A 22,351-nucleotide genomic window follows, 5' to 3' on the forward strand; every position below is an offset into this window, starting at 1 on the left:
CGTGGAACCGGTGAACATGACGCCCGCCGTCAGCGGCGATCGGACAAGTGCTGCCCCCGTCTTGCCGTCGCCCGGCAGAAGCTGCACGGCGTCTTGCGGAACCCCTGCCTCATGCAGGAGGCGTACGCCCTGCGCGGCGATCAGCGGCGTTTCTTCAGCGGGCTTTGCGAGAACCGGATTGCCGGCAACCAGCGCCGCCGTCACCTGACCGATGAAGATGGCGAGCGGGAAGTTCCACGGGCTGATGCAGACGACCGGGCCAAGCGGCGCTTCGCCGGCCTTGAGGTTTTTACGGGCTTCCCCGGCATAGTACCGCAGGAAGTCGATCGCCTCACGCACCTCGGCAATGGCGTTCGGCATGGATTTGCCGGCTTCGCGCATGATGAGGCCGAGCAGTGCAGGCATTTCGGCCTGCATGGCGTCTGCTGCGCGTTCCAGGCAGGCGGCGCGTTCGTTGACCGGGGTTGAGGGCCAGCCAGAGGCCGCGGCCCGCTGCATGGCCTCTTCGACGTCGGCTTGCGTCGGTTCGGTGACATAGCCGACGATATCATTATGGTCACCAGGGTTGCGAACCGGGCGGGTTTCGCCGTTCGCCTGTGGGGCGGCGGCCTTCCACTCCTTTGTTGCGCCCGCCTTCAGCGTTTCATTGAGGGCGGAAAGCGTCGTTTCGCTGGAGAGGTCAAGGCCCGAAGAATTTTTCCGTTCCGGGCCGAACAGGCCGTCAGGGGCTGCAATACGATCGTGGCGTGCGCCGGGAACGGCATAGGACTTGACGACCGCGACCGGGTCTTCCAGCAGGGAATCCACCGGCACGGCAGGATCGGCAATGCGGTTGACGAAGGACGAATTCGCACCGTTTTCCAACAGGCGGCGGACAAGATAGGCCAGCAGCGTCTCATGGGTACCGACGGGGGCATAGAACCGGCAGGGCCGGTCGAGCTTCTTTTTGCCGACGACTTCGCTGTAAAGCGGTTCGCCCATGCCGTGCAGGCATTGGAACTCGTAGTCGCCGGGTTTGAAGTCAGGGCCGGCGAGATGGTAGATCGTCGCCATGGACTGCGCGTTATGGGTCGCAAACTGCGGGAAGATGACGTCGCGCGCGGCGAGCAGCTTGCGGGCGCAGGCAATGTAGGAGACATCGGTGTGCACTTTCCGGGTAAAGACCGGGAAGTCCTCCAGACCCTCCACCTGCGCGCGCTTGATTTCCGCGTCCCAATAGGCGCCCTTGACGAGACGCACCATGATACGGCGGCCCGAACGGCGGGCAAGATCGATGATGTAATCCAGAACGAAGGGGCAGCGACGACCATAGGCCTGCACGACGAAACCGAGGCCATCCCAGCCTGCGAGGTCCTTGTCGAGCGCCAGCTCTTCCAGAAGATCGAGTGAAAGCTCAAGCCGGTCGGCTTCTTCCGCATCAATGTTGAGGCCGATGTCATATTTTTTGCTGAGCAGCATCAGCGATTTCACGCGGGGCAAAAGTTCCGCCATTACGCGTTCGGCCTGCGAGCGGGCGTATCGCGGGTGAAGCGCCGAAAGCTTGATGGAAATGCCTGGCCCACCGTAGATACCACGACCGGCAGAGGCCTTGCCGATGGCGTGAATGGCGTTTTCATAATCCTTATAATAGCGCTCGGCATCCCTGGCGGTGGTCGCCGCCTCGCCCAGCATGTCATAGGAATATTGAAAGCCCTGCTCCTCCAGCGGCTTCGACCGCTTGATCGCTTCGCCGATGGTCTCGCCGGTCACGAATTGTTCGCCCATCATGCGCATGGCCATGTCGACGCCGCGGCGGATAACGGGTTCGCCGGCCCGGGCAATCAGCTTCGTCAGAGCGGCCGACAGCCCGCTGTCGTTGACGGTCGAGGTGAGCTTTCCGGTAATGACAAGGCCCCAGGTGGCTGCATTGACGAAGAGCGAGCGCCCTCCGCCGATATGGGACTTCCAGTCACCGCGGGCGATCTTGTCGCGGATCAGTGCATCGCGGGTAGCGGTGTCTGGAATGCGCAGCAGTGCCTCGGCAAGGCACATCAGCGCCACACCTTCATGGCTTGACAGTGAATATTCCTGCACCAGCCCCTCGACGCCCGTGCCCTTCGTTTTGGCGCGCAGGGCTTCGATGAGTTTGCGGGCGGTGGCGCGAATGGCTTTCGCCTCATCAGCCGTTACCGTCGCTGCCTCGATCAACGGCGCCATGCATTCTTCTTCGGCACGGCGATAAGCCGCCGTGATCGCCTTGCGCAGGGGGCTCTGCTCGCGCACTGCCGGCGCGAAATTCTGGAAGATACCATCCGCCACTACACCGGCGTTGCTTGCACCATCGGCCATTCTTAAAATCCTGATAACGCTGTTGAAGGCAGATCGTCGGCGGTAGCGTTTCCTCCGCCCGCCGCCTGTCATCCTTGGTCACACAATATCACCGCCGCAAAAATTGCTATGGCTTTATTTTCAGGATAGAAAAGGCAATATGAACTTTTATCAATCGAGATTGGCGTTAAATAGGATGGCAAATACTCAAAAAACAGACGGTCTGGATCATTTCGATCTCAAGATTCTCGAGGCGCTCAGCGAAGATGGCCGCATGTCCGTACTGCAACTCTCGAAAAGAGTCGGTCTTTCAAAGACCCCGTGCCAGACGCGGCTGAAGCGACTGGTGGATGACGGGTACATCCTCGGCTTCCGCGCCATGCTCAATCCGCAGAAACTGGGCGTCGATCACATCGCCTTTGCCGAGGTGAAACTTTCTGACACGCGGGAAAAAGCGCTGGAAGAGTTCAACACCGCGGTGCGCAAGATCAAGGAGGTCGAAGAGTGCCATATGATTGCAGGAGCCTTCGACTATCTTCTGAAGGTCCGCACCAGCGATATCCGCAAATACCGACGGGTTCTCGGCGAGAAAATATCAAGCCTTCCGTCCGTCGCAAACACATCCACCTTCGTGGTGATGCAGTCGGTTAAGGAAACCGGCATATAGCGCCCAACGAGAAACGGGCAGACGCCCGCCTGCCCGTTCAATAGGTTAGGTATCGTTCGCTCACCGCGCCGTAGCAGCGGCGGTCACTGCCGTCATTTGCGCGTCAGGACCGAACTCATTCTCGTTTTCGATGCCAAGCAGCTCCTGGAGGCGCAATCGGGCGCGACTGACACGGCTCTTGATCGTCCCGACAGGGCAACCGCAGATCTCTGCCGCTTCCTCGTATGCGAAGCCCGAGGCGCCGATCAGCAGAATGGCCTCGCGCTGATCATCGGGCAGTTTCGCGAGCGCAGAGCGGAAGTCCTGAAGATCGACTGATCCATGCTGTTCGGGCGGTACGGACATGCGGGCGGTATAGACCCCATCGGTGTCCTGTACTTCTCGACCCGACTTGCGGATTTGGCTGTAGAATTCGTTGCGCAGGATTGTTACCAGCCATGCCCGCATATTGGTGCCCGGCTGATAGCTGTCCTGTTTCGCCCACGCCTTCATGATCGTGTCCTGCACAAGGTCGTCAGCACGATCTCTGGAGCGAATGAGTGAAATTGCGAAGGCGCGAAGATTTGGCAGCGCCGCCAGCATTTCCCTTTTGAAATTATATTCTGTCTTCTCCGGCTCTTTCGCCATCATTCCCCCGAAGCCTTCACGTTGGCTTTGCTTTCGGCTTCATCGAGTTTTTCGAGAAGATCGAGGAACTTGTCAGGGATGCCCTCGTCCTGGACGGCATCGTAAAGCTCCCTGAGCTTACGGGAAATCACCGCCCGCCCGGAGTGCGGAACCTGGGGGGCGGCCGGATTATCCGGCTGGTCTTGGTCCGATTGAAAAATGCTCATAACGTCCGGTATTCCTTTTGTGTCAGGCTCAGAATGCGCGACGAAAAAAATAGTTCCGGGGCTCTGGAACTTTTTTTTGGGCATGTGCGTTATTATCTCAGGTTTGCGCTGCAAGCCGCATGAAAGGGGAGAATTCCATGTCAGTTTCTACACGCATCGCACCGCACCTGCCATATCTTCGCAGGTTCGCGCGTGCCGTTTGCGGCTCACAATCGACCGGCGATGCCTATGTTGCGGCAACGCTTGAGGCGCTCATTGCCGACATCAGCATCTTTCCGCAGACAAGCAACGATCGCGTTTCGCTTTATCAATTGTTCGTGTCGATCTTTAGTTCCGTCACCATCAACATTAAGGCCGATGAAAATCTGTCAGGATGGGAAAAACGCGCCTCGGCGAACCTCTCCGCCGTGCCGCCGCTTGCCCGTCAGGCTTTTCTTTTGACCACCGTCGAAGAATTCACGCCATCTGAAGCTGCGGAAGTCCTGAAGGTCTCGGAAGACCAGATTGGCAAGCTGATCGACGAGGCGGCCTCTGAAATCGCCCGCCAGGTCGCGACCGACATCATGATCATCGAGGATGAGCCTCTGATCGCCATGGATATCGAGCAGATGGTTACCGATCTTGGCCATCGCGTCACCGGCATCGCCCGTACTCATACGGAAGCGCTTGATCTTTTCCATCGCACACAGCCGAAGATGATCCTGGCGGACATCCAGCTCGCCGATGGCAGTTCCGGTCTGGATGCCATGAAGGACATTTTGCAGATGACCACCCTCCCGGTGATCTTCATTACGGCATTCCCCGAACGTCTTCTGACAGGCGAGCGGCCGGAGCCGACCTTCCTCGTCACGAAGCCGTTCAATCCGGACATGGTAAAAGCGCTTATCAGCCAAGCTCTGTTCTTCAATGAAAGCTCACGCGTCGCGGCGTGAAAGTTGCCGAAACCGCGGATTAACCGGGAACCAGTCTGGTGCCCGGACGTTGGCGGTTACGGTCGTGGGACTGCGCCACGACTTTCTGCAAGGAGATGAATTTGCATCGGCTGGCATGGCATAACGCGGATAGGGACGAAAGCGAACTTCACGATTCGCTCGTCCTTGCCTTGCTCGATTCGGGCGAGACGGTCATGTTGCAGGACTGGAACCGCGATTACATTTTCGTGGCCAACCTGCCTGACATCTGGAAAATTCCGGCCGATTCACGTCCTACCGATGAAAATCTTTTCGGTACTGATCTCTCCGTACGGCTCGGCGAGCTGAAAAAGGATATGAAGACGGCAGGCAGCCGTGGCATGCTAGAAGTGAATGCCGGTCATGACCGCGTCTTCCAGTTTCAGATCCACTCCACGCTTAACCAAGCGAACCAGATGGTGATGAAAACCACCATCCGCGAGGTGACGGCGGAAAGGCGTCGTGAGCAGCTTTTACGATCGCTGCTTCGGGAAGTCAGCCATCGCTCCAAGAACCTGCTGGCAATCATTCAGAGCCTTGCCGGGCAAACGGCCCGTTTCAGTCTCACCAAGGATGATTTCCTTCGCAAGTTCCGGGGCAGGCTGCATGCACTCGCCCAAAGTCAAGATCTCATCACGGATTCCGATTGGAGGGGTGCGCGTATATTCGAGCTGCTTCGTCAGCAGTTCGACCTTTACGTCCCCGAATACCCCAACCTGATCCACATGGAGGGCGAAAACCTCCTGCTCAACCCGAACGGTGCACTTTACATCGGGCTCGCCTTCCACGAGCTCGTTGTCAACACCGTCAGCCACGGCGGTAATCTTGCCTTCCATCCGCCCATTGCGCTTCAATGTCGCCAGGAAGACGAGTTTTACATCGTTGAATGGAACGAGCCAATGACGCCCTCGAAAGACCCGTCCGAGGCACGGCGCGGCAGCTTCGGAAGCGTTGTGCTGGAAAAGGTGGTGCCGTCTGCCCTCGGCGGAACCGCTGAGTATCATCTTACACCCGAGCGGATCGTCTACCGGCTCAAATTTCCCTCACGCGACATGGACGGCTGAAACCTGGAGCTTGGTAGCGGAAAACAGCCTGCTCCAAGTTTGCCAAAATAAAAAATAGCACGGCTCGTGAAAGAGCCGTGCTATTATTAGGACAGGTTTTCAGGGGCGAAACCTGTTTATTTCGGGCCAAGCTTCAGGCGGGGACGGGGGAATTGCTTGGCCTGCAGTAACAACACGCCTGAACGAAATCGGTTCCACGAAAATTCTTTTTTTTGACAAGACGCAGAAACCCCGACTTCAGCGGACTTGCGCCTCGTCATAGGGCGTGTCTGTCTGTTCCGATCGTTTCGGCGTAAAATAGCGCATCGGGGCCTCCAGTGACCATTCGAACCCCGTCGCCCGATATGTCGTTATCACCTGGCCGCCGAACGCGCCTTCTGCATGCCTCTTTATGACCGTTGTGCCAAAACCTTTCCGACTCGGTTCGCTGGCCGCGGGGCCGCCTGTTTCCGTCCAGGCCAGATGAATCATCTGCCGCCCGTCCTTATCATGCAGCCGCCAGCGGATCGTAATAGTCCCGGATGGGACCGAGAGCGCGCCGTATTTGATGGAGTTCGTCGTCAGCTCGTGCACAACCAGACCGAAATTCTGGGCGGCCTCGGGGGAGAGCATGAAATCATCACCCTCAAGCGTGACCCGTTGCGCTACCGAGCCGAAAACTTCGAGGTGTGTCTCGATAAGCTTGTGAATGGGCAAGCCCTGCCACTGAACCTCCGCCAGTGCCCTTATCGACATTCCGAGGCCGCGCAGACGGTGGTCCACTTCTTTCTGAAATTCGGGAATGCTTTTATTTTCCCGCCCCAGTTGCCGTATCATTGCCTGAACAAGCGTCAGGATATTCTTGGAACGATGAACCAGCTCGTGCAGCAGCAATTGCAGGCGCTCTTCCGACTGACTTCTGTCGAAGGATGCGTTGGAAAGCGCATAGGCGACCTGATTGGCTTCCTTGATCTTCGTATCGACGGGCGCGACAATCTCGCCTTCGCCGATCCGCTCCGCCATGCGTGTCAGGTCGCGGATAGAGCTGCGCAGCTGCCGCCCGACGAGATAAGCACCGCCGATCGCGATCAGCACCAGCACAAGGCTGCCGATCATCATCTGACGCCAGGTGTCGATGAGCGCGGCCTGACTGGCGGCCATTGGGCCCCACATCACCGTCCTCCATTGCCATCCGGGCAATTGGGCATAGGCGTAAAGATTGCCTTTACCGTCAAGAAGGTTGCCGCTGAACGCCTGCATTTCGGTAAGCAGGTCTGCGTTGAAAAAAGGCTTGCCGACCTCGGCCTGGTCCTGCGACGTGGAGGTGACGACGCGGTTGTTTCCATCGATAATCGCGACCGCCCAGTTTCGTGGCAGGTTCTCCGTGGAGATCAGCCGGCTGAGATCGCTCGCATTCTGTGTCAGGATCAGCGCGTCCCCCGCCGCATGCAGTTCTTCATCAAGCGGGAGGGTGACATTGAAAACCCACTCTTTGCTGATGTTGCCGAAAAAAATGTCAGATACGGTGATGCGACGGGCGTCGGCTGCCTTGGCGAGATTTGCCCCCTCAGGCACCCTGCTGAGAGGCTGACCGTAGGCAACTCGGGTGTTGAGCCGCTGCTGCCCATCCTTTGTTGCCAGAATGGCATAAAGCCCGTCCTTGGTCAGACTGTCAGCGACCCGTCCCTGGAATGCCGCTAGATTTCCGCTTTCCAGTTCAGGAAACTGTGAAAGAAGATTGAGCGAGGTGGCGATTTCCTGGAGGCGGCGATCGATGTTGCGGGAAACGGTGCGCACATCCTCGATCGTTTCCCTTTGCAGGTCATCGCGTTTCTCTGCTTCCAGCCTCATCGTGAGGTAACCGACGAAAAGGATCAGCGGCAGCGTCGTTACGGTTGCCATGACCACCAGATAGGTGCCGATCGAGGCTGTGGGGAAAAAATTCGCGCCGCGCCGACGCAAAGCCGAGACTATGTTCATCAGTCTGTTGCCGGGTCGAGGCATGTGAAAACTCCGGCATTTATCCCTTTGTTACACATGGATAATAGCGCGCGACGGCTCATTAGCAATGGCTGATTTTTTACCTTGTGATGTTGTGGTTCACGACATCTCCCGAAGCCGTGATCGGAAAAATCGGAACTATTTTAACAACCATGCCGTTTGCCAGTCGAACCGGTCGAGGAGCGGAGGAAATGTCCCCGCCGGCCAGTTGAGAACGATGAAAGGAAGGTACGAAAATGACCAAGAAACTCGCAACTCTGTTTACCGCCGCTCTGATGGGTACCACCGCTTTCGCGCCGCTTGCCATCGCTCAGGGAACGACGCAGCCGGCACCGGCAACCCCCGGCGCAACCGAGCCGGCAAACCCTTCTGCTACACCGATGACCCCTTCCGCCCCGACGGCTGGTGACACCGCTGCTGCAACCACCGGCGGCGCCTACATCACTCAGCAGGGTGAAAATCAGGTGAGCGCGAACGACTATATCGGCAAGTCCGTTTACACTGGCGCCGATGAAAGCATCGGTAACGTGACAAACCTCATCATGGAACAGGATGGCGGTCTGGTCGCAGCCGTCATCGGCGTTGGTGGCTTCCTCGGAATCGGCGCAAAGGACGTCGCCGTTCCCATGGAGAAGATCACGATGACCCGTAACGTCGAGGACGGCACCATTCGCCTGACGACGACCGAAACGGCAGAAACGCTGAAGGCCGCGCCCGAGTTCAAGACCCTCGAGCAGAAGGCCAGTGAGCAGAATGCTGCTGCACCGGCGACGCCCGACGGCACGACGACTTCCGCCACCAAGCCCTGATAAGGTTACCTGGGAGGCAAGAGCGGGACAGGCCTGAACTGGCAGTCCCGCGCGAGGCACCGACCGAAAGGTCGGTGCTTTTTTGTGCTCAGTCGCCAGCGTTGCGGGAGGAATGCCACGCCCAGGCGGACTTGATGATGTCGTGTAGCGTGTAACGCGGTTGCCAGCCGAGAACGTCCCGCGCCTTGTCGTTGTTGGCTACGAGGGTCGTCGAGTCCCCATCGCGGCGCTCCGTATACTCGACAGCGAAGGGACGGCCGGAAACTTCAGAAATGGCGGCCAGCAATTCCTTCACCGTGGTGCCAGTTCCGGTCCCGAGATTGAGCTCGACAGTCTCGCCGCCGCCGAGCAGGTAGTCCACCGCCCGCACATGCGCGTCGGCGAGATCGAGGATGTGGATATAATCGCGCACGCATGTGCCGTCGCGCGTATCGTAGTCGGTGCCGAACACCTTGAAGCCCTGTCGCCTGCCTAGCGCTGCCTCGATGGCAAGCGGGATCGCGTGGGTTTCAGGCTTGTGCCATTCACCGATGCGGCCTTCAAAGTCCGCGCCGGCGGCGTTGAAGTAGCGCAGCATTACCGAGCGCAGGCCTTTATAGGTGCTATAATCCTTCAGTGCCTGCTCTACGACCCACTTGGTGCGGCCGTAGGGGTTTATGGGCGCTTGGCGATGTGTCTCATCGATCGGCACCTGTTCAGGCAAACCATAGGTCGCGCAGGTGGAGGAGAAAACGAAGGCCGTCACGCCAGCGTCGATGGCGGCGGAAAGCAGGTTAAGAGATCCGATGACGTTATTGTCATAGAAGGCAACGGGCTGCTTGACGGATTCGCCGACTTCGATCAGCGCGGCGAAATGAAGGACCGCCTCAGGCTTATGTTTTGTGAAAACCTCGTCCAGCCGTGCCCGGTCGCGAATATCGCCCTGTTCAAATGGCCCCCAGCGGACAAATTCCTCGTGCCCGTTGGAAAGATTGTCGAAAACGACGGGTTCATAGCCTCTTTCAGAGAGCAGCAGGCAGGTGTGCGAACCGATATAACCGGCGCCGCCAACGACAAGAACTTTCTTCTTCATCAATTGCCTTTCAGAAAATTATGGACGCGCCCGAGACTGTATTTCACTGTGTTCAAAAAAGGGCGGCGAGGCGCGGGAAGCCCCAAGCCAATTTATCCTTCGCCGGTAACATAAAAAAAACCGCGCATCCATGGCTTGGATGCGCGGTCGGTTCGGTTCGCCTGCCAAGAAATCACTTGGTCTTTTTCGTACCTGCTCTTGTCGCGAGGAAACCCGCGGCGACTGCGACGGCAAGGGTGGCATAGGGCCGCGCCTGGATTGCGAGTGAAAGCAGAGATTGCAGAGCAAGCGGTGCCGCCGTCAAAGGCGCAGCGGCGGCAAGCGGAGAGATCGGCCTCGTGGCATAAACCCGGGGACGTTTCAGGATCGCAAGCGCGACCAACATGATGACGCCGAGAAGGAATGCCGCACCCGCAACAACGAGGGCCGCCGGTCCGGCCCCCACATGACGGGCAAGATAGATGGAGCCCGCCACCACCGCTGCGACGAAGGCGATGAGGAAAAATATCCCAGCAAGTACCGATAGTATTATGACAGACCGCAGTCGTCGGGTGACGACGCGGCCTTCACGCTGGGTCTCCCCCAGATAGACCAGCAATGCTTCAAGCATGAGCTTATCGACGCGTCAGGAGAGCGAGAACGAAGCCGACGCCAACGGCAATGCCGAGCGATTGCAACGGGTTCTTCTGGACCTGATCGGTAAGGTTGTCGTTCAGCGTCGAGATTTCGTTGCGGACGGTGTCGGCCATGTCGCTGGACGCAGAGATCGCATCGTCAGCGACGCGCGCTGCCTGCGCTTTCAGTTCATACGAAGCGCCAACGCCAAGCGCTTTCACACTCTTGGCAAGATTTGCCAGGTCTTCGCGAAGCTGGGAGAGCTGGGCTGCCACGTCGGCTGCATCACCGCTTTCGAGGGATTGCTGGATCTTGTCGTTAACGCTGCTACGCACGCTTGCCATGAGTAAAGTCCTTCCTGAACATCGTTGATCGGGGTTGCGACGTGTCAGAAACCGCCGCCGTTTAACTCTCGTTACGGCGGCAGAAACACCCGCCTGTCCGCGATGGAAACGCGCCCGCTTAGGCTTGGTTCCGTAACGTCATGTGTTTTATTCGTCCGATTTTCGGGGAAAAGCCTTTTTGAAGGAATTCACCCCCGGACATTTGTTTTCCTGTCACAAGCATCATATAAGGCCCATCATCCAAGACCGACCTTGACTTCAATCAATATGTGAAACGACATGCTGCAGACGCCTTATTACCTGATCGACAAGACAAAACTCCTCCGCAACATGGAGAAGATTGCCTATGTGCGTGAAAAATCCGGTGCCAAGGCGCTGCTGGCGTTGAAGTGCTTTGCGACTTGGTCGGTCTTCGATTTCATGTCGCAATATATGGACGGCACGACCTCATCGTCGCTTTATGAAGTCCGTCTCGGGCGCGAGAAATTCGGCGGCGAGACCCATGCCTACTCCGTGGCCTACGCTGATTACGAAATCGACGATGTCATTGCGAATGCGGACAAGATCATCTTCAATTCGATCGGTCAGCTGGAGCGTTTTGCCGACAAGGCATCTGGCATCACGCGCGGTCTGCGCCTCAATCCGCAGGTCAGCTCCTCGAGCTTCGACCTCGCCGATCCCGCACGTCCTTTCAGCCGTCTCGGCGAATGGGATGTCGCCAAGGTTGACAAGGTGATGGACCGGATTTCCGGCTTCATGATTCACAACAATTGCGAAAACAGCGATTTTTCCCTGTTTGACCGCATGTTGACGCAGATCGAGGAGAAATTCGGATCGCTGCTGTCGCGCGCCGAATGGGTAAGCCTCGGTGGCGGCATCCACTTTACCGGAGACGATTACCCGCTCGACCAGTTCTGCGACCGTCTGCGCGCCTTCTCCGAAAAATACGGCGTTCAGGTGTATCTCGAGCCGGGCGAAGCGTCGATCACGAAGAGCACGACGCTCGAAGTGACCGTTCTCGACACGCTGTTCAACGGCAAGAACCTCGCCATCGTCGACAGTTCGATCGAGGCGCATATGCTCGATCTCTTGATCTATCGCGAGAGCGCGAAGGTTTCGCCGAACGAGGGCGAACATCCCTACATGGTCTGCGGCAAGTCCTGCCTCGCCGGTGATATCTTCGGCGATTTCCGTTTCGAAAAGGAGCTGAAGGTCGGTGATCGCATCTCCTTCCAGGATGCTGCCGGTTATACCATGGTCAAGAAGAACTGGTTCAACGGTGTCAAGATGCCGACGATCGCCATCAAGGAACTCGACGGCTCGGTTCGCGCCGTTCGTGAATTCGACTTTGCCGATTTCGAGCAAAGCCTGTCTTAAACCCTGTTTCAACATCCAACGAAGCTCATCCCTGCGGGGAAAAGGAGGCATCACCTGAAATGAAGAAGAACGTTCTGATCATCGGCGCCGGTGGCGTAGCACAGGTCGTGGCGCATAAATGCGCCCAGAACAGCGATGTATTGGGAGACATTCATATTGCGTCACGGACCTTGGAAAAGTGCCGCAAGATTGTCGAGTCCGTACGCGAAAAGAAGAGCCTCAAGACGGAAGTGAAGCTTGAGGCCCATGCGCTTGACGCGATGGATATCGAGGCGACAAAAGCCTTGATCAAGAAAACCGGCGTGGAAATCGTCATCAATGTCGGTTCGGCTTTTGTCAACATGTCCGTTCTTCGTGCCTGCATGGACACGGGGGTTGCCTATATGGATACGGCGATCCACGAGGATCCGACCAAGATCTGCGAGACGCCGCCGTGGTACGGAAACTACGAGTGGAAGCGCGCGGAGGAATGCAAGGAAAAGGGCATTACCGCCATTCTCGGCGTCGGTTTCGACCCGGGCGTGGTCAACGCCTATGCGCGCCTTGCCAAGGATGAGTATTTCGACAAGGTCACGTCGGTCGATATCGTCGATATCAACGCCGGCAGCCACGGCCGCTGGTTCTCCACCAACTTCGATCCGGAAATCAATTTCCGCGAATTCACGGGCGTCGTTTATTCCTGGCAGAATGGCCAGTGGCAGACGAACCAGATGTTCGAAGTTGGCCAGGAATTCGATCTGCCCGTCGTCGGCAAGCAGAAGGCCTATATGACCGGCCATGACGAGGTGCATTCGCTTTCCAAGAACATGGACGGTGCCGATGTGCGCTTCTGGATGGGCTTCGGCGATCACTACATCAACGTCTTCACCGTGCTGAAGAACCTTGGCCTCTTGTCCGAAAAGCCGGTCAAGACGGCGGAAGGTCTGGAAGTCGTGCCGCTCAAGGTGGTCAAGGCCGTGCTGCCCGATCCGTCCTCGCTCGCGCCCGATTACGTCGGCAAGACCTGTATCGGCGATATCGTCAAGGGTATCAAGGACGGCAAGGAACGCGAAGTCTTCATCTACAATGTGGCCGACCACAAGGACGCTTACGAAGAAGTCGGTTCGCAGGGCATTTCCTACACCGCCGGCGTTCCGCCGGTCGCTGCCGCTATGTTGATCGCGACAGGTAAATGGGATGTGAAGCAGATGGCAAACGTCGAAGAACTGCCGCCGAAGCCGTTCCTGAACCTTCTGAACAAGATCGGTCTTCCGAACCGCATCAAGGACGAAAACGGGGATCGCGCTCTGGAATTCTGAGCGCAGGCGTTTTGATCGCGTTAAATAGAAAGCCCCGCGAAAGCGGGGCTTTTTGCTGAATCTGTCGACCTGAATCGATTGCCACTCCGTCAAGCCGGACTTGATCCGGGGTCTAGCGCGATCAAGTCTTTGATCGCAAAAGGGTCTTCTCACGACGCAGACGCGTCGTGGCTGGATGCCGGATCAGGTCCGGCATGACGGAGGAGGTCGTCGACCGGCTTGAGTCCCACAAAAAGGGACCCATTTTCCTGCAATTGCCAAAAACGAAGGACGTCCTCAGCCCTTCGTCGGCTTCGGTCCGCGCTTCTCGAAAGGCTTGTCCTTTTTGCCTTCATATTTCGGCTTGTCGCCAAAGGCCTTTTTCTTTTTCCAGGGCTTGTCGTCGCCCTTGCGGTCATCGCGGGGGGCGCTCGCGTTGTCGGACTTGCTGAACTTCCGCTGGGCCTTGGCCGGGCGCGTGTCTTCGCGGAAGCCGCCGGTCATTTCCGGCTTGCCTTCCAGCGCCTTCAGACGAATGCCCTTTTCGAGGGTCATGTCCTTGCCGATGGCGGAGGTGAAGCGGTCGACGGCGTCGGCGGCCAGTTCCACGAAGGTCTCGGTCTGCTGCATGCGGATCGCGCCGATATCCTGGCGGGTGATCTTGCCGAAGCGGCACAGCATCGGGATCAGCCAGCGCGGTTCGGCACTCTGCTTGCGACCGACGGACAGCGAAAACCAAGCGCTGTCGGCGAAATCGGAACGCTCGCGACGCGGTGCGTTGTTCTCAACCGTTTCGAAACTGTCGCGGCGCGGCTTGCGGCTGTTGTCGAGCGACACCTCGGTGATGTCCTCGGGAGCAGACCGTCCGGCGTGATAGAGGCGCACGAAGGCGGCGGCAACCTTTTCTGCGCCATGCTGGTCCAGCAGCTTGGTGACGAAATCGCGTTCGTCCTCGGCCACGGCCTCCATCAGCGACGGGTCGGCCAGAAGCCGCGCACCATCACGCTCGATGATTTCTTCCGCAGATGGCGGGTGAACCCAGGCGGCGCTGACCTTCGCGCCTTCCAGCAGGCGTTCAGCCTTGCGACGCTGCGTGACAGGCACGACAACGGCGCTGACGCCCTTCTGCCCGGCACGGCCTGTGCGGCCGGAACGGTGGAGAAGCGTCTCGGAATTGGTCGGCAGGTCGGCGTGGATTACGAGTTCGAGACCCGGCAGGTCGATACCGCGGGCGGCAACGTCAGTCGCAACGCAAACGCGGGCGCGGCCGTCGCGCATGGCCTGCAGCGCATGTGTGCGCTCGTTCTGGGTGAGTTCGCCCGAGAGCGCCACGACCGAAAAGCCGCGATTGTTGAGACGTGCCGTCAGATGATTGACCGCGGCCCGGGTGGAGCAAAACACGATGGCGTTGCGGGCTTCGTAAAAACGCAGCGCATTGATAATGGCGTTCTCGCGATCGGCGGGCGTCACCAGCATGGCGCGATATTCGATATCGACATGCTGCTTCTGCTCGGAAGCAGTTGCGATGCGAACGGCATTCTTCTGATAGCTCTCAGCCAGCTTGGCAATGCTGCGCGGCACGGTTGCCGAGAACATCAGCGTACGGCGATCTTCTGGCGATTCTTCCAGAATGAATTCCAGATCTTCGCGGAAGCCAAGGTCCAGCATCTCGTCGGCTTCGTCGAGCACGACAGCGCGGATCGACGAGAGATCGAGCGCATTGCGCTTGATGTGGTCGCAGAGACGGCCGGGCGTGCCGACGACGATATGCGCACCGCGCTCCAGCGCCCGGCGCTCATTGCGGATATCCATGCCGCCGACGCAGGAGGCAATGGAGACGCCGGCAAATTCGTAAAGCCATTCCAGCTCGCGCTTGACCTGCATGGCCAGTTCACGTGTGGGAGCAATGGCAAGCGCCAGAGGCGCGGCGGCCTGGCCGAAACGGGTGTTGTCACGCAGCAGCGTGGTCGCAAGCGCGATGCCGAAGGCAACGGTCTTGCCGGAACCGGTCTGCGCGGAAACCAGCGCGTCCTTGTCGGCAAGTTCCGGCGCAAGCATGGCCTGCTGCACGGGGGTCAAGTCTTTGTAGCCGCGTTTTTCCAACGCCTGCGCGATCGCCGGGGCGATACCCTGGGTGTCTGTCATCTACCGTCTTTCGGATATGAGCTGCCCGCATCCGCCCGAAACCAATAGGTCCTAAAGTCTCCGGGGCAGCCGATACTGGCCATTTCGGCCATCTGGCCGGTTGCATTGCCGCGCTCATACTGCGAATGGCGCCATTTGTACAGTGCACCGCGGTACGCTCTTTTACAGGTGCTTTATCCTGCCGGAGATTCGAACCGACATTCCGAACTTCTTGCAGGCGCTCAAAAGGCGTACCGCATGGTTCATAAACGGCATTGCGTGCCCCCCGGCTTTTCGCTAAGAGACCCGCAACTTGAGGCTCTTTGTAATGAGGGGCCGACTGGGTGTGTTCTTGTCCGTCCGTCTTCTGAAAGAGCCGGCGGGAAAATGGGATGGTACTGGTCAAGGCTATGGCTCGCATTGTCATGAAATTCGGCGGCACGTCCGTCGCGAACCTCGAACGTATTCACAATGTCGCACGGCATGTGAAACGCGAAGTGGATGCCGGCCATGAAGTGGCCGTGGTTGTTTCGGCCATGTCCGGTAAAACCAACGAGCTGGTGGACTGGGTACAGAACGCGGCCAAGGTCGCGGGAAGCAACGCCGCATCGTTCTACGACGCGCGGGAATATGACGCTGTCGTCGCGTCGGGCGAGCAGGTGACGTCGGGTCTCCTCGCGATCACGCTGCAGTCCATGGGCATCAATGCGCGCTCGTGGCAGGGCTGGCAGATCCCGATCCGCACCGATAATGCGCATGGCGCCGCCCGCATTCTGGAAATCGACGGATCCGATATCGTCAAGCGCATGGGCGAAGGCCAGGTTGCCGTTGTCGCCGGTTTCCAGGGCATCGGTCCGGATAACCGCATCGCAACGCTCGGCCGTGGCGGCTCCGACACCTCGGCCGTTGCCATCGCCGCTGCCGTCAAGGCGAATCGTTGCGACATCTATACGGATGTCGACGGCGTCTACACCACCGATCCGCGCATCGAGCCCAAGGCTCGCCGCATGAAGAAGATCGCCTTCGAGGAAATGCTCGAAATGGCGTCTCTCGGCGCTAAGGTGCTACAGGTGCGCTCGGTCGAGCTTGCCATGGTACACAAGGTGCGCACCTTCGTTCGCTCCAGTTTCGAGGATCCCGATGCACCGGGCATGGGCGACCTCATCAACCCGCCCGGTACTTTGATTTGTGACGAGGATGAAATCGTGGAACAGGAAGTCGTAACCGGCATCGCCTATGCCAAGGATGAAGCACAGATCTCGCTGCGCCGCGTGGCCGATCGTCCGGGCGTCTCCGCCGCGATCTTCGGGCCTCTGGCAGAAGCGCACATCAATGTCGACATGATCGTGCAGAACATCTCCGAAGACGGTTCGCGCACCGACATGACCTTCACCGTTCCTTCGGGTGACGTTGCCAAGGCGCTCAAGGTTCTCGATGACAACAAGGCCCAGATCGGCTTCGACGTCGCGCAGAACGAAACGGGTCTCGCCAAAGTGTCGGTCATTGGTATCGGCATGCGCAGCCATGCGGGCGTTGCCGCCAGCGCGTTCAAGGCACTGGCCGAGAAGAACATCAACATCAAGGCGATCACCACCTCGGAGATCAAGATTTCGATCCTGATCGACGGCGCCTACGCCGAACTTGCCGTTCGCACTTTGCATTCCGCCTACGGCCTCGATAAAGCTTGAACCCGAGACATCGGTTCCCGATGCTCCGATTCTTCGGAGTTGCGTTCTTCCGATGTGGCGTTTCATGAAGGCGTGTCCCTTGCGGGACGCGCTTCTCTCGCTATAAATTTTTAAATGACGTTTCGATTCTCGAATATTATGAGATTCAGATCGGAAGCGTCGGGGAGCAAACGCGATGAGAGACCTTTCCGCAGGTCCACGCGTCCTGCTCAAGCGGCTGCGCGAAATGATGGCGGAGCACCTTGAACCGCAGGAGCGTCTGGACCAGATCGTCCGTCAAATTGCCAGCAACATGGTGGCGGAGGTTTGCTCGGTCTACGTGCTGCGTTCCGACAGCGTTCTCGAACTTTACGCCACTGAAGGTCTCAACAAGGATGCCGTGCATCTTGCCCAGCTGAAAATGGGGCAGGGCCTTGTCGGCACCATCGCCGCATCCGCCCAACCGCTCAATCTTTCCGATGCGCAGGCGCATCCCGCATTCCGCTATCTCCCTGAAACCGGTGAGGAAATTTATCATTCTTTCCTCGGCGTGCCGATTTTGCGCTCCGGTCGCACTCTTGGCGTTCTTGTGGTCCAGAACAAGGCCAGCCGAACGTATCGGGAGGATGAAGTTGAAGCGCTCGAGACAACCGCGATGCTTATCGCTGAAATAGTGGCGAGCGGTGAATTGAAGAAGATCACCCGCCCCGGCGTGGAGCTCGACCTGACGCGTGCCGTCTCTATCGATGGAGACGCCTATGGCGAAGGCATCGGTCTTGGCCATGTCGTGCTGCACGATCCGCGCATCGTCGTTACGAACCTGCTGAATGAAGATGCGGACACGGAAATCCGGCGTCTTGCCGATGCCATAGGCTCCCTGCGGCTGTCGATCGACGACATGTTGCAACGCCGTGATGTGCCGACCGAAGGCGAACATCGCGAGGTCCTTGAGACCTACCGCATGTTTGCCCACGACCAGGGCTGGGTGCGGCGCATGGAAGAGGCGATCCGCAACGGCCTGACGGCCGAAGCCGCGGTCGAAAAGGTGCAGAGCGACACCAAGGCGCGCATGATGCGTCTGACCGATCCCTATCTGCGCGAACGCATGCACGATTTCGACGATCTCGCCAACCGCCTGCTGCGCCAGCTGATCGGTTTTGGCGGTCGTGGTCCCGAACAGGATTTCCCGGTCGACGCCATTGTGCTGGCGCGTGCCATGGGTGCGGCAGAACTTCTGGATTATCCGCGCGAAAAACTGCGCGGTCTCGTGCTCGAGGACGGCGCGGTAACGAGCCATGTCGTCATCGTGGCGCGTGCCATGGGCATTCCGATCATCGGACAGGCGACGGGTATCGTCGCGCTAGCCGAAAACAACGATCCCGTCATCATCGATGGTGATGACGGTCAGGTGCATCTACGGCCGATGTCGGATCTGCAGCGCGCTTATGAAGAAAAAGTGCGGCTGCGCGCCCGCCGGCAGGAGCAGTTTCGGGCGCTTCGTAATGTCGAGCCGATCACCAAGGATGGCCAGAAAGTCAACCTGAAGATGAACGCCGGTCTTCTGGTAGACCTGCCGCAGCTCGAGGAATCCGGCGCCGATGGCATCGGGCTGTTCCGCACCGAGTTGCAGTTCATGATCGCCTCCAACATGCCGAAGGGCGAGGAGCAGGAGGCATTTTACCGTTCGGTTCTTCGGCAGGCGAAGGGCAAGAGCGTCACCTTCCGCACGCTGGATATCGGTGGCGACAAGGTCGTTTCCTATATGCGCGGGCAGGAAGAGGAAAATCCGGCGCTGGGATGGCGGGCGATCCGCCTGTCGCTCGACCGGCCGGGCCTGATGCGCACGCAGATGCGCGCCCTGCTGCGTGCCGCGTCAGGTGCTGAACTGCGCATGATGTTGCCAATGGTGACGGAGGTTTCCGAAATCCGCGCCGCACGCGATCTTCTCCAGAAAGAAGTGCAGCATCTTTCGAAATTCAGCCATGCGCTGCCGAAAAAGCTGCAATTCGGCGCGATGCTGGAGGTGCCGTCTTTGATGTGGCAGCTCGATGAGCTGATGCAGGAGGTGGATTTCGTTTCCGTCGGCTCGAACGATCTGTTCCAGTTCTCGATGGCGGTGGACCGTGGCAACGCGCGGGTCTCGGATCGTTTCGACACCCTGGGTAAGCCGTTCCTGCGCATTCTGCGTGATATCGTGCGCGCCGGCGAAAGGCATCATACCTCCGTGACGTTGTGCGGCGAAATGGCAAGCAAGCCGCTTTCGGCCATGGCTTTGATCGGCCTCGGTTTCCGTTCGGTGTCCATGTCGCCAACGGCGATCGGTCCGGTCAAGGCGATGCTGCTCGGTCTCGATGCTGCGAGCCTGGCCGAGGAGCTAAACGCAGCGCTGGACGATCACAATTCGCTGGAAAGCGCGCGCGAGGTGTTGTTACGCTTTGCAGCGACGCATTCCATTCCCATCTAACAAGACCTGTTTCATAATTGGAGTGACTGGTGGCGAAGCTTCCCGTCGAAAAAATGCGCGAGTTGGAAAGGCGTTTCGGTGAAATCGAAGCGCGAATGTCGGCCGGGCCTGCTGCGGATGTGTATGTGAAGCTGGCTTCGGAATATTCCGAACTCGAGCCGGTGGTGAAGAAGATACGCGAGTACGAAAAAGCTGTTTCGGAGGCCGCCGATCTCGAAGCGCTGCTTGCCGACAAGACGACCGACAAGGATATGCGCGAACTGGCGGAAATGGAGCTGCCGGAAATCGACAGCCGGATCGAGGATCTCGAGAAGGACATGCAGGTCCTGCTGCTGCCGAAGGATGCAGCAGATGAAAAGAGTGCAATTCTTGAAATCCGCGCCGGAACCGGCGGTTCCGAGGCGGCGCTTTTCGCCGGCGATCTTTTTCGCATGTATGAGCGCTTTGCTGCTTCCAAGGGCTGGAAGGTGGAGGTTCTTTCCGCAAGCGAGGGTGAAGCGGGTGGTTACAAGGAAATCATCGCCACCATCAGCGGGCGAGGGGTATTCTCCAAGCTGAAATTCGAATCGGGCGTTCACCGCGTCCAACGCGTCCCGGAGACGGAAGCAAGCGGCCGCATCCACACCTCCGCCGCCACGGTTGCGGTGTTGCCGGAAGCTGAGGACATCGACATAGAAATCCGCCCGGAAGACATTCGTATCGACACCATGCGCGCGTCGGGTGCAGGCGGTCAGCACGTTAACACCACCGACTCGGCGGTTCGCATCACCCATCTTCCAACGGGTCTGATCGTCACCAGCTCGGAAAAATCGCAGCACCAGAACCGAGCCAAGGCCATGCAGGTGCTGCGGTCACGTCTCTATGACATCGAGCGTCAGAAGGTAGAGAGCGAACGCTCTGCCGACCGTAAGAGCCAGGTCGGCTCAGGCGACCGGTCCGAGCGCATCCGCACCTATAATTTCCCGCAAGGCCGCGTCACCGATCACCGCATCAATCTCACGCTCTACAAGCTGGACCGCATGATCGAGGGCGAGATCGATGAACTCTTGGATGCGCTGATCGCCGATTATCAGGCGGGACAGCTCGCCCAGCTCGGCGAGCAGCTTTGAGCACTTCGGGCGAAGGGAGCGTTGCAAGCGTGCTTGCCGCCGCCCGCAAAAGGCTGCAGGCAGCCGGGATCGGCGATCCGCTTTTCGATGCGCGGGTTATGATTGCTGATGTCGTCGGTTTCTCATTGACCGATTTCGTGATGAAGCCAGACCGTCCAGTCACCGTGGAAGAAAATGCCCGTATCGTCGCCATGATCGAACGTCGGGCCAGTGGCGAACCCGTTCACCGCATTCTCGGTCACCGCGAGTTTCATGGTCTGGATCTTCTGTTGTCGAAGGAAACGCTTGAGCCACGGCCGGATACGGAAGTTCTGGTCGATACGCTGTTGGCGGCGCTGAAAAAAATTGTTTCCGCCAAGGGCAGCGCTCGTATTCTGGACATGGGCACCGGCACCGGGGCGATCTGTCTGGCACTGTTGAAGGAGTGCCCAGAAGCGACCGGAATCGGCAGCGACATCTCCCTTGATGCGCTGGAGACGGCGGCCAAAAATGCAGGCCGAAACGGCCTCGGAAAAAGCTTCGCAACCATTCGCAGCGACTGGTTCGAAAAAATCTCCGGTCGCTTTGACATAATTGCGTCGAATCCGCCCTATATAAGAACGGATGTCGTCGCAACGCTCGACCAGGAGGTTCGTAACCACGACCCGATGGCCGCGTTGGACGGAGGTCAGGACGGCCTTGCGCCGTACCGCCTCATCGCCGCCGATGCAGGTCGTTTTCTTGTGGAAAACGGGATTGTCGGTGTAGAGATCGGTTTCGATCAAAAACTTGATGTTTCCGCTATATTTGCTTCCCACGGCTTCTCTCTTCTGGGCGCCGTCAAGGATTATGGCGGTAATGATCGCGTTTTGACCTTCCGGAGAGAGTTGTGAGCGATTTGTTTGCGGGCTTTTTTCAAGGATATTTTGCACAGCAAAAGAAAAGGCTTGGATTTCCGCGGGAAGCGGGATAGTTTGCGGCCACATGCCGGGTGGCTGAGGACGAACTGAGATTCGTCAGGGTATGGGTCAGTCCCGAAGCGGGTTCTTTTGAGAACCCTGAAAGGCTGGGCGTTTCCGGCATGTGAATCAGGAAACTTTGTTCGCAGGCGGCTCGGTGCAGCATTTGCGCAGCCGGTCGTCATACGCGAGGTCTTGCCCAGGAGTTATCTTCGGCAAGGCGCGTGATGGAGCAATTTCAGGAAAAATTTCCAGCGGTTTTCCGCCCGGAATTGCATGAAAACAACCAGATTGTCAGCAAAAACAGAATTCAGGTGAGCAATTGATGAGGCCAGGACAGCAAAACAAGCGCGGCCGGGGGCGTGGAAACAACAACAATAACAATGGTGGCGGTAACAACAATAATTTCAACCGCAAGGGCGGCAATCCGCTGACCAGAACTTATGACAGTTCCGGCCCCGATGTTAAAATCCGTGGCACTGCGCAGCACATAGCGGAAAAATACGCCGCTTTGGCGCGCGACGCGCAGAGCTCCGGCGACCGCGTCATGGCGGAGAATTATCTCCAGCACGCTGAACATTATAACCGTATCATCGCATCGGCCCAGGCCCAGATGCAGGAACGCTTCCAGCGCGACGACCGCGGCGACTATTCCGGGCCCGATGGCGACGATATGGACGTGAATGATGGCGAGGAAGGCGTCGTTGCACCGCAGCAGCCGGCCGAACAGGCCGAGCGCGCGCAACAGCCTGAC

General features: G+C 58.4%; 19 protein-coding genes. 11 read left to right on the forward strand and 8 right to left on the reverse strand.

All coding sequences use genetic code 11. The features are described 5' to 3' along the window. A partial coding sequence (gene putA / locus ACUTJJ_RS19680) for a bifunctional proline dehydrogenase/L-glutamate gamma-semialdehyde dehydrogenase PutA (protein WP_445543179.1) occupies positions 1-2,328 on the reverse strand: 2,328 nt, incomplete at its 3' end. Positions 2,329-2,503: 175 nt separating this feature from the next. Here putA and ACUTJJ_RS19685 point away from each other — a divergent pair. After that, positions 2,504-2,974, forward strand: a complete 471-nt coding sequence (locus ACUTJJ_RS19685; protein ID WP_445543180.1) for an Lrp/AsnC family transcriptional regulator — start codon at positions 2,504-2,506, stop codon at positions 2,972-2,974. A gap of 60 nt (positions 2,975-3,034) precedes the next feature. Here ACUTJJ_RS19685 and ACUTJJ_RS19690 read toward each other — a convergent pair whose 3' ends face one another. Together ACUTJJ_RS19690 and ACUTJJ_RS19695 are read right to left on the reverse strand one after the other, a co-directional pair. Further along, entirely contained in the window at positions 3,035-3,601 is a 567-nt protein-coding gene (locus ACUTJJ_RS19690; RefSeq protein ID WP_063947259.1) for a sigma-70 family RNA polymerase sigma factor, read from the reverse strand. After that, positions 3,601-3,807, reverse strand: a complete 207-nt coding sequence (locus ACUTJJ_RS19695; protein WP_063947228.1) for a NepR family anti-sigma factor — start codon at positions 3,805-3,807, stop codon at positions 3,601-3,603. The genes ACUTJJ_RS19690 and ACUTJJ_RS19695 overlap by 1 nt, the downstream gene beginning before the upstream one ends. A 137-nt stretch (positions 3,808-3,944) precedes the next feature. Between ACUTJJ_RS19695 and ACUTJJ_RS19700 the strand changes: the two genes are divergently transcribed. Both ACUTJJ_RS19700 and ACUTJJ_RS19705 read left to right on the forward strand, forming a co-directional pair. Further along, positions 3,945-4,739 (forward strand): response regulator, encoded by a 795-nt coding sequence (locus ACUTJJ_RS19700; protein ID WP_063947229.1) that lies wholly within the window; start codon positions 3,945-3,947, stop codon positions 4,737-4,739. A 95-nt stretch (positions 4,740-4,834) separates the two neighbouring features. Beyond that, on the forward strand, positions 4,835-5,821 hold the full coding sequence (locus tag ACUTJJ_RS19705) for a sensor histidine kinase (RefSeq protein ID WP_445543181.1): 987 nt from the start codon (positions 4,835-4,837) through the stop codon (positions 5,819-5,821). 237 nt (positions 5,822-6,058) lie between these two features. Here ACUTJJ_RS19705 and ACUTJJ_RS19710 read toward each other — a convergent pair whose 3' ends face one another. Next, positions 6,059-7,804, reverse strand: coding sequence for a sensor histidine kinase (locus ACUTJJ_RS19710; RefSeq protein WP_445543182.1), 1,746 nt, complete (start codon positions 7,802-7,804; stop codon positions 6,059-6,061). A 233-nt stretch (positions 7,805-8,037) separates the two neighbouring features. On the opposite strand from ACUTJJ_RS19710, the gene ACUTJJ_RS19715 reads away from it, so the two are divergent. Continuing rightward, positions 8,038-8,610: a PRC-barrel domain-containing protein gene (locus ACUTJJ_RS19715; RefSeq protein ID WP_445543183.1), complete on the forward strand. Its 573-nt coding sequence runs from the start codon at positions 8,038-8,040 to the stop codon at positions 8,608-8,610. An 88-nt stretch (positions 8,611-8,698) separates the two neighbouring features. On the opposite strand, the gene galE is transcribed toward ACUTJJ_RS19715, so the two are convergent. From galE to ACUTJJ_RS19730, 3 genes are all read right to left on the reverse strand, one after another. Continuing rightward, the gene (gene galE / locus ACUTJJ_RS19720; RefSeq protein ID WP_445543184.1) at positions 8,699-9,682 is read right to left on the reverse strand and encodes a UDP-glucose 4-epimerase GalE; all 984 of its coding nucleotides are present in this window, start codon (positions 9,680-9,682) and stop codon (positions 8,699-8,701) included. Positions 9,683-9,854: 172 nt separating this feature from the next. Then, complete coding sequence (locus tag ACUTJJ_RS19725; RefSeq protein ID WP_445543185.1) at positions 9,855-10,292, reverse strand: hypothetical protein; 438 nt, start codon at positions 10,290-10,292, stop codon at positions 9,855-9,857. A gap of 4 nt (positions 10,293-10,296) precedes the next feature. Further along, positions 10,297-10,641 carry a DUF883 family protein gene (locus ACUTJJ_RS19730; protein ID WP_063947235.1) on the reverse strand — a complete coding sequence of 115 codons (345 nt, stop codon included), beginning with the start codon at positions 10,639-10,641 and terminating at the stop codon, positions 10,297-10,299. 279 nt (positions 10,642-10,920) lie between these two features. On the opposite strand from ACUTJJ_RS19730, the gene nspC reads away from it, so the two are divergent. Together nspC and ACUTJJ_RS19740 are read left to right on the forward strand one after the other, a co-directional pair. After that, positions 10,921-12,018 (forward strand): carboxynorspermidine decarboxylase, encoded by a 1,098-nt coding sequence (nspC, locus tag ACUTJJ_RS19735; RefSeq protein ID WP_445543186.1) that lies wholly within the window; start codon positions 10,921-10,923, stop codon positions 12,016-12,018. Positions 12,019-12,077: 59 nt separating this feature from the next. Beyond that, positions 12,078-13,316 carry a saccharopine dehydrogenase family protein gene (locus tag ACUTJJ_RS19740; RefSeq protein ID WP_144578471.1) on the forward strand — a complete coding sequence of 413 codons (1,239 nt, stop codon included), beginning with the start codon at positions 12,078-12,080 and terminating at the stop codon, positions 13,314-13,316. A 276-nt stretch (positions 13,317-13,592) separates the two neighbouring features. Here the strand turns inward: ACUTJJ_RS19740 and ACUTJJ_RS19745 are convergent, their stop codons facing one another. Next, a complete protein-coding gene (locus ACUTJJ_RS19745; protein ID WP_063947237.1) occupies positions 13,593-15,440 on the reverse strand; it encodes a DEAD/DEAH box helicase in 1,848 nt (615 codons plus the stop codon). 389 nt (positions 15,441-15,829) lie between these two features. On the opposite strand from ACUTJJ_RS19745, the gene ACUTJJ_RS19750 reads away from it, so the two are divergent. The 5 genes from ACUTJJ_RS19750 to ACUTJJ_RS19770 form a co-directional block, all read left to right on the forward strand. Continuing rightward, positions 15,830-17,107: an aspartate kinase gene (locus tag ACUTJJ_RS19750; RefSeq protein WP_445543189.1), complete on the forward strand. Its 1,278-nt coding sequence runs from the start codon at positions 15,830-15,832 to the stop codon at positions 17,105-17,107. 175 nt (positions 17,108-17,282) lie between these two features. Further along, positions 17,283-19,550 carry a phosphoenolpyruvate--protein phosphotransferase gene (gene ptsP, locus ACUTJJ_RS19755; protein WP_063947238.1) on the forward strand — a complete coding sequence of 756 codons (2,268 nt, stop codon included), beginning with the start codon at positions 17,283-17,285 and terminating at the stop codon, positions 19,548-19,550. A gap of 29 nt (positions 19,551-19,579) precedes the next feature. Then, positions 19,580-20,659, forward strand: a complete 1,080-nt coding sequence (gene prfA, locus ACUTJJ_RS19760; protein WP_063947239.1) for a peptide chain release factor 1 — start codon at positions 19,580-19,582, stop codon at positions 20,657-20,659. Continuing rightward, positions 20,656-21,531: a peptide chain release factor N(5)-glutamine methyltransferase gene (gene prmC, locus ACUTJJ_RS19765; protein ID WP_445543187.1), complete on the forward strand. Its 876-nt coding sequence runs from the start codon at positions 20,656-20,658 to the stop codon at positions 21,529-21,531. Before prfA ends, prmC begins: the two co-directional genes overlap by 4 nt. Before the next feature lie 391 nt (positions 21,532-21,922). Continuing rightward, on the forward strand, positions 21,923-22,351 hold a 429-nt coding region (locus tag ACUTJJ_RS19770; RefSeq protein ID WP_445543188.1), incomplete at its 3' end, for a DUF4167 domain-containing protein.

This window comes from Agrobacterium sp. DKPNP3, from assembly GCF_052686535.1.